The organism is Leisingera sp. G5_S3_59_S7 (genome assembly GCF_054968485.1).
In genome coordinates this window covers 36,340-43,040 of record NZ_JBQKUH010000039.1, presented here as the reverse complement: position 1 = coordinate 43,040, position 6,701 = coordinate 36,340, and the positions used below count along the sequence as shown (strand labels likewise).

Sequence of the window (6,701 nt, the reverse complement as noted above, 5' to 3'; positions counted from 1 at the left end):
GCCCTGCCTGCCCTCTGGATGTTTGCGGATTCGCAAGCCTTCTGCCGCAAAAACTGGCATTGCTGCCGCCCTCCCGCTGGACGCTGCGGCAATCTGCGGATAGCGATAGGGCTAACAGATTTGAGGAGCCTCACCCATGGAAACCGTTTCCGAGAACCGTGCCTTTGGCGGCACCCAGGGCGTCTACAAACACGCCAGCACCGCCACCGGCGGCGATATGACATTCGGCCTGTTCCTGCCGGAAGAGGCCAAGGACGGCCCGGTGCCGGTGCTGTGGTATCTGTCGGGCCTCACCTGCACCCATGAAAACGCCATGACCAAGGCGGGCGCCCAGGCCTGGTGCGCCGAGCAGGGCCTCGCCATCGTCTTCCCCGACACCTCGCCCCGCGGCGAAGGCGTGGCCGATGACGAGGCCTATGACCTGGGCCAGGGCGCGGGCTTTTACGTGAACGCCACCCAGGACCCCTGGGCACCGCATTTCCGCATGTGGGACTACGTGGCCGAGGAACTGCCCGCGCTGCTGGGCGAAAACTTCGCCATCGACCTGGACCGCCAGGCGATCACCGGCCACTCCATGGGCGGCCACGGCGCGCTGACGCTGGCGATGAACCTGCCGGGCCGCTACAAATCGGTCTCTGCCTTCGCGCCGATCTCCAACCCGACCCAGTCCGACTGGGGCCGCAAACAGCTGAGCGCCTACCTGGGCGATGACGAGGCAAACTGGGCCAAGCACGATGCCACCCTCCTGATGCGCGACAAAGGCTTCGACGGCCCGATCCTGATCGACACCGGCACCTCCGACCAGTTCATCGACCTGCTGAAGCCCGAGGCGCTGGCCCACGCCGTGGCCGAACGCCGCCAGCAGGCCACCCTGCGGATGCAGCCGGGCTATGACCACAGCTATTTCTTCGTGTCGACCTTCATGGAGGAGCATGTCTCCTTCCACGCCGACGCGCTGTACCAGAACTGATAAGACAAGGAACGCGGCCATGAGTGACGAATTTGATTATGACCTGATCATCATCGGTTCCGGCCCCTCGGGCCGCGCCGCCGCCATCCAGGCGGGCAAGCTGCACCGCCGGGTGCTGGTGATCGACCGTAAGGACCGGCTGGGGGGCGTGTCGGTGCACACCGGCACCATCCCGTCAAAGACCCTGCGCGAAACCGTGCTGAACCTCTCCGGCTGGCGCGAGCGGTCGTTCTACGGCCGCTCCTACCGCGTCAAGGACCAGATCGGCGCCGAGGACCTGAAGGCGCGCCTGCACATGACCCTCGATTACGAGGTCGACGTGCTGGAGCACCAGTTCAACCGCAACCATGTCGACACGCTGAACGGTCTGGCAAAATTCATCGGCCCGAATGAGGTGGAGGTCGCGACCGAGGCCGGCGAAACCACCCGGCTGACGGCGGAAAAGTTCCTGATTTCCACCGGCACCAAGACCTACCGCCCGGATTACGTGCCCTTCAACGGCAGGACCGTGGTGGACGGGGACGAGTTCCTGGAGATGGCAGAAATCCCGCGCTCCCTCACCGTGATCGGCGCGGGCGTGATCGGTGTGGAATATGCCACTATGTTCTCTGCCCTGGATGTGCGCGTCACCCTGATCGAACCGCGCGAGACCTTCCTCGACTTCATCGACAAGACTCTGATCCAGGATTTCACCCACCAGATCCGCGAAAACGGCGTCGACCTGCGGCTCGGCTCCGCCGTCGAAAGCATCGAGGACCGCGGCGAGCATGTCGAAGTCATCCTCGAAAACGGCCGCCATGTGCGCTCGGAAATGCTGCTGTTCGCGGCCGGCCGCATGGGCGCCACTTCCGCCCTGAACCTTGAGGCCGTCGGGCTCAAGACTGACCACCGCGGCCGCCTCAGCGTCGACCGCAAGACCTACCAGACCGCGGTGCCGCATATCTATGCCGCGGGCGATGTGATCGGCCACCCGTCGCTGGCCTCCACCTCGCTGCAGCAGGGCCGCGTCGCCGCCTGCCACGCGCTGGAAACCCCGACCCTGCCGGAAAGCCCCTGGTACCCTTACGGCATCTACTCGGTGCCGGAGATGTCCACCTGCGGCATGTCCGAGGAAGAACTGAAAGAGCGCGGCATCCCTTATGAGGTCGGCGTCGCCCGCTTCCGCGAAACCTCCCGCGGGCACATCATGGGGCTGGAGCACGGCATGCTGAAAATGCTGTTCTCGCTGAAAACCCGCCGGGTGCTGGGCGTGCAGATCGTCGGCGAAGGCGCGACAGAGCTGATCCACATCGCCCAGGCGGTGCTGAACCTCAAGGGCACGGTGGACTACTTCGTGCAGAACACCTTCAACTACCCGACCCTGGCCGAGGCGTATAAGATCGCCGGCCTTGACGCCTTCAACCGGATGCCGATCCCGGAGGAATTCAAGGTCAAGAAACCCGCCCGCAAAGCCAAGGCAGAGGCCAAGGCGGAGCTCCCCCCCGCGGCAGATAAAAAGGCGGCAGAGTGACCGCGCTCTACATCGACGCCGACGCCTGCCCGGTCAAGCAGGAGGCCGAGCGGGTCGCCACCCGCCACGGGCTGCGCATGTTCGTGGTCTCAAACGGCGGGTTGCGCCCCTCGCAGAACCCGCTGGTGGAAAATGTGATCGTGTCCGAGGGCGCCGATGTGGCCGACATGTGGATCGCAGAGCGCTGCGGCCCCGGTGATGTGGTGGTGACGGGCGACATCCCGCTGGCGGCCAAATGCATCGAGGCCGGCGCCCGCGTGCTGCGCCACAACGGCGAGCGGTTTACGGAAGGAAACATCGGCCAGCAGCTGGCGATGCGCGACCTGATGGCGGATCTGCGCGCCGCCAACCCGCTGGGCGCAGGCGGCAGCGGCAAGGGCTTCACCAAGGCCGACCGTTCGCGGTTCCTGGACGCGCTGGAGCGCGAGCTGCGCGCCGCCAAACAGGCCTGATACCGGGTCAAGACTCCGCGCAGCGGACCGTGCGCAGCACGGCATGGCCTTGAGGCGGGAACAGGCCGACAAACACTCGGGCAGGCGCGTTCAGGGGCAGCCCTGCCCCTGAACCGCTTCTCAGCAAGAACCCCAAGCTTTCCCCAGCCCCCTCCCTCACTGGTCCGCACCCCAAAATTCCGGCCCGGAATTCTGCCCGGAAAAATTGCATTTTCCGTCCCCCGCCCCATTGCCCGGCTGCACCAAATCCGCCACTGATCAAGGTCAGGGAGCAGGAGGCGGCACAGATGAGCGCAGAGGTCAAAATCAGCGTCCCCGGCCTGTTCGCCGCGGCCGGCGCGGGCATTGCCTTCTCCGTCATCGACATGATCTTCAAGTTCCTGTCCGGCGATTACCCGCTGTACGAGGTGGTCCTGTTCCGCTCCGTCATCGCGGTGGCCATCATGCTGGCCATCATCGTGCCGCTGGAGGGCGGCTACCACCTCCTGCGCACCCACCAGCCCAAGCTGCACCTTGCGCGCTGCCTGGTGGTGTTCTTTGCCAATATCTTCTTCTTCACCGGCGTCGCGATCCTGCCGCTGGCCGAGGCGGTCGCGATCGCCTTTGCCACGCCGCTGATCGTCACCGCCCTGTCGGCCCTGTTCCTGGGCGAGCGCCCCGGCCCCTGGCGCTGGGGCGCGGTGGTGGCCGGTTTCCTCGGCGTGCTGATCATCATGCGCCCCGGCGCGGGCACCTTCCAGCCCGCCGCCCTCCTGCCGTTCCTTGGCGCCTGCGGCTATGCCACCCTGCACGTGCTGACCCGCCGCGCAGGCGGCACAGAGGCCGGCGCCACGCTCGCGTTTTACCCGATGATGGGCTTCCTGATCCTCAGCGCCCTGGCCGGCCTGGCCTTCGGCGACGGGCGTTTCGCCAGCGGCGACAGCCCCGCCTTCGACTTCCTCCTGCGCGCCTGGATCTGGCCGAACCCGCAGGACTGGCCCTACCTGATCGGCGCCGGCCTCGCCGGTTCCATCGGCGGCTATCTGGTCAGCCAGGCCTACCGCATGAACGAGGCGGCGCTGGCCGCGCCGTTTGAATACATCGCCATGCCGATGTCGGTCCTCTGGGGCGTGCTGATCTTCAACGAATGGCCCGGCCTGCCGGTCTGGCTCGGCAGCGCCCTGATCATCGCCTCCGGCCTGGTCTCCGTCTGGCGCGAGACCCGCCGCAGCCGCCCCGCCCCGCGGCCCCGCCCGCGCGCAGAAGGATAACCGCGATGCCCGTTGACGCCGTTGTTTTCGACATTGGCCGCGTGCTGATCGAGTGGGAGCCGGAACGCTTCTATGACAGCCGCATCGGCCCCGCCCGCCGCAAGCAACTGTTCGCCGAGGTCCCCCTGCACGAGATGAACCTCAACGTCGACCGCGGCCATCCCTTCCGCGGCAGCGTCTATGCCCTGGCAAAGCAGCACCCGGACTGGGCTGAGGAAATCCGCTGGTGGCACGATTGCTGGCTGCAGATGGTGCCGCGCGCCATCCCCCGCACGCTCCGCCTGATGCAGGCGCTGCAGGCCAAACACATCCCGGTCTTTGCCCTCAGCAACTTCGGCGCGGAGACGTTTGAGCTGGCCTGCGGGACCTACCCGGCCTTGCGTGGCTTTGACCGCACATTTGTCTCCGCGCATCTGAAATCGGTCAAGCCAGAGCCTGAAATCTATGCCATTCTCGAACGCGAAACCGGGGTGGCGCCGGACAGGCTGCTGTTCACCGACGACCGCCTGGAGAACATCGAAGCCGCCGATGCGCGCGGCTGGCAGACCCACCTGTTCACCAGCCCCGCGCCCTTTGCGGCCCGGCTGGTGCAGGCAGGCCTGCTGACGGAACAAGAGGCCGCCTGAGACGGCCCGCACAGGAGGTAAGACAAGCATATGAGCATCCCATTCATCGGTTTTGAGGAAGGCGAAGCGCTGCTCGATTGGGTCAGCTTCACCGGCGCGCTGGCCGCCAGCCACAGCCTGCCCAAGGCAGAGATCGGCGACACCTTCCTGTACCGCGATCCCGACACCGTGCTCAGCCGCTCCGCCTGGATCGACGGGCTGGGCATCGCGGTGAAGACCGCCAATATCTTCCCGCGCAACCCGGATGCGGGCAAGCCGATGATCAACGGCTCTGTCTGCCTCTACTCCGACACGGACGGCACGCTGGAGGCACTGGTGGACTTCCACCTGGTGACCAAGTGGAAGACCGCCGGCGACAGCCTGCTGGGCGCCCTGCGGCTGGCCAACCCGGACGCGCAAGAGGTTCTGATCGTCGGCGCGGGCACCGTCGGCGCCTCCCTGATCGAGGCCTTCGGCGCCGGTTTCCCGCAGGCTCAGATCCGGGTCTGGAACCGCACCGGATCAAAGGCGGAAGAGCTCTGCGCCCAATACCCCGGCACCAAACCCGCGCCCGATCTGGAACCAGCGGTGCGCGCCGCGGACATCATCGTCACCTGCACCATGTCCTCCGCCCCGGTGATCAAGGGTGAATGGCTCCGCCCCGGCCAGCACCTCAACATGATCGGCGCCTACCGCCCCGACATGCGCGAGGCCGACGACGAGGCGCTGAAGCGCGCGCAGATCTACTGCGACAGCTTCGACACCACCCTCGACCACATCGGCGAATTCAAGATCCCGCTGGCCGCAGGCACCCTCCAGCGCAGCGACGTGCTGGCGGATTTCTACGGCCTGGACAGCTTCCCCGCCTATGATCCGGCCCGGATCACCCTGTTCAAGAACGGCGGCGGCGCCCACCTGGACCTGATGACCAGCCACCACATCCTGCAAAAGTGGCAGGCAAAATCATGATATGGCTGCTGCTCCTTGGTGCAGCCCTACTGGTCCTGATCATCACCCCGCCGCTGCGTGAACGGCTGCGCAAGCCTGTTGATGCCAAGGCCCGGCAAACCGCGCCCGGCGCCTTTGCCCGGCTTTCCGGCGGGCTCACCCATTACCGCTGGACCGGCCCCCTGCGCGGCCCCGTCGCGGTCTGTGTGCACGGCCTCACCACGCCCTCCTTTGTCTGGAACGGCATTGCCAAGGGCCTGGGCGCCATGGGCTACCGGGTGCTGACCTACGACCTCTACGGGCGCGGCTACTCGGACCGGCCCCAAGGCCCGCAGGACCGCGCCTTCTTCCTCACCCAGCTGGAGGAGCTGCTGCAGGACCAGGAGGCCGGGGATGATGTCACGCTGATCGGCTATTCCATGGGCGGCGCCATCGCCACCGCCTTTGCCGCCGCCCATCCTGAACGCCTGCGCGAGCTGATCCTGCTGGCGCCTGCCGGCTTCGGCCGCAGCGAGGGCCGCATGACGCAGATCATCCGCCACGTTCCCCTGCTCGGAGACTGGCTGATGCACGCCATCTACCCGGCCCTGCACATCCGCTCGACCGGACGGGAACGCCAGCTGCCCAGCTCGGTGCCCGGCATCATCGACCTGCAGCAGCAGGAACTGCGCTACCGGGGCTTCATCCCCGCCGTGCTCGCCTCCCTGCGCGGTATCCTGAACGAGGATTTCACCGAAGAGCTCCGCAGCCTCCACAGCAAGGGCGTGCCGGCGCTGGCCATCTGGGGCCAGGAGGATGCGGTGATCCCGCCCGCCTCCGCCGGCCTGCTGGCCGAACGCGCCCGCTCTGTCCGGCAGGAGGACATCCCCGGCGCAGGCCACGGGCTGCCCTATACCCACACCGAAGAGGTGCTGGAGATCATCGCCGCAAACCACCGCCGCGGACTGGCGTGACATCCGCGGCGGG

Annotated in this window: 7 protein-coding genes; all 7 read left to right on the top strand. The window is 66.8% G+C overall.

What is annotated here, in order from left to right; genetic code table 11:
- Positions 1-136: 136 nt before the first annotated feature.
- The 7 genes from fghA (at position 137) to ACTRWG_RS16180 (ending at position 6,688) form a co-directional block, all read left to right on the top strand.
- Positions 137-970, top strand: coding sequence for an S-formylglutathione hydrolase (fghA, locus tag ACTRWG_RS16210; RefSeq protein WP_462829597.1), 834 nt, complete (start codon positions 137-139; stop codon positions 968-970).
- Between the two features lie 19 nt (positions 971-989).
- Positions 990-2,480: a Si-specific NAD(P)(+) transhydrogenase gene (gene sthA / locus ACTRWG_RS16205; protein WP_259957586.1), complete on the top strand. Its 1,491-nt coding sequence runs from the start codon at positions 990-992 to the stop codon at positions 2,478-2,480.
- Positions 2,477-2,932, top strand: a complete 456-nt coding sequence (locus ACTRWG_RS16200) for a YaiI/YqxD family protein (protein WP_462829596.1) — start codon at positions 2,477-2,479, stop codon at positions 2,930-2,932. The genes sthA and ACTRWG_RS16200 overlap by 4 nt, the downstream gene beginning before the upstream one ends.
- A 287-nt stretch (positions 2,933-3,219) precedes the next feature.
- A complete protein-coding gene (locus tag ACTRWG_RS16195; RefSeq protein ID WP_027236143.1) occupies positions 3,220-4,182 on the top strand; it encodes a DMT family transporter in 963 nt (320 codons plus the stop codon).
- A gap of 5 nt (positions 4,183-4,187) precedes the next feature.
- Positions 4,188-4,808, top strand: a complete 621-nt coding sequence (locus tag ACTRWG_RS16190; protein WP_027236142.1) for an HAD-IA family hydrolase — start codon at positions 4,188-4,190, stop codon at positions 4,806-4,808.
- Between the two features lie 30 nt (positions 4,809-4,838).
- Entirely contained in the window at positions 4,839-5,756 is a 918-nt protein-coding gene (locus ACTRWG_RS16185) for an ornithine cyclodeaminase family protein (protein WP_027236141.1), read from the top strand.
- Positions 5,753-6,688 carry an alpha/beta fold hydrolase gene (locus ACTRWG_RS16180; protein WP_027236140.1) on the top strand — a complete coding sequence of 312 codons (936 nt, stop codon included), beginning with the start codon at positions 5,753-5,755 and terminating at the stop codon, positions 6,686-6,688. The genes ACTRWG_RS16185 and ACTRWG_RS16180 overlap by 4 nt, the downstream gene beginning before the upstream one ends.
- Positions 6,689-6,701 lie beyond the last annotated feature (13 nt).

What these genes read in the sequence shown, in the direction of transcription:
- sthA (WP_259957586.1), top strand. Translation starts at nt 990, where the DNA reads ATGAGTGACGAATTTGATTATGACCTGATCATCATCGGTTCCGGCCCC.
- ACTRWG_RS16185 (WP_027236141.1), top strand. Translation starts at nt 4,839, where the DNA reads ATGAGCATCCCATTCATCGGTTTTGAGGAAGGCGAAGCGCTGCTCGAT.
- ACTRWG_RS16190 (WP_027236142.1), top strand. Translation starts at nt 4,188, where the DNA reads ATGCCCGTTGACGCCGTTGTTTTCGACATTGGCCGCGTGCTGATCGAG.
- ACTRWG_RS16195 (WP_027236143.1), top strand. Translation starts at nt 3,220, where the DNA reads ATGAGCGCAGAGGTCAAAATCAGCGTCCCCGGCCTGTTCGCCGCGGCC.
- ACTRWG_RS16180 (WP_027236140.1), top strand. Translation starts at nt 5,753, where the DNA reads ATGATATGGCTGCTGCTCCTTGGTGCAGCCCTACTGGTCCTGATCATC.
- fghA (WP_462829597.1), top strand. Translation starts at nt 137, where the DNA reads ATGGAAACCGTTTCCGAGAACCGTGCCTTTGGCGGCACCCAGGGCGTC.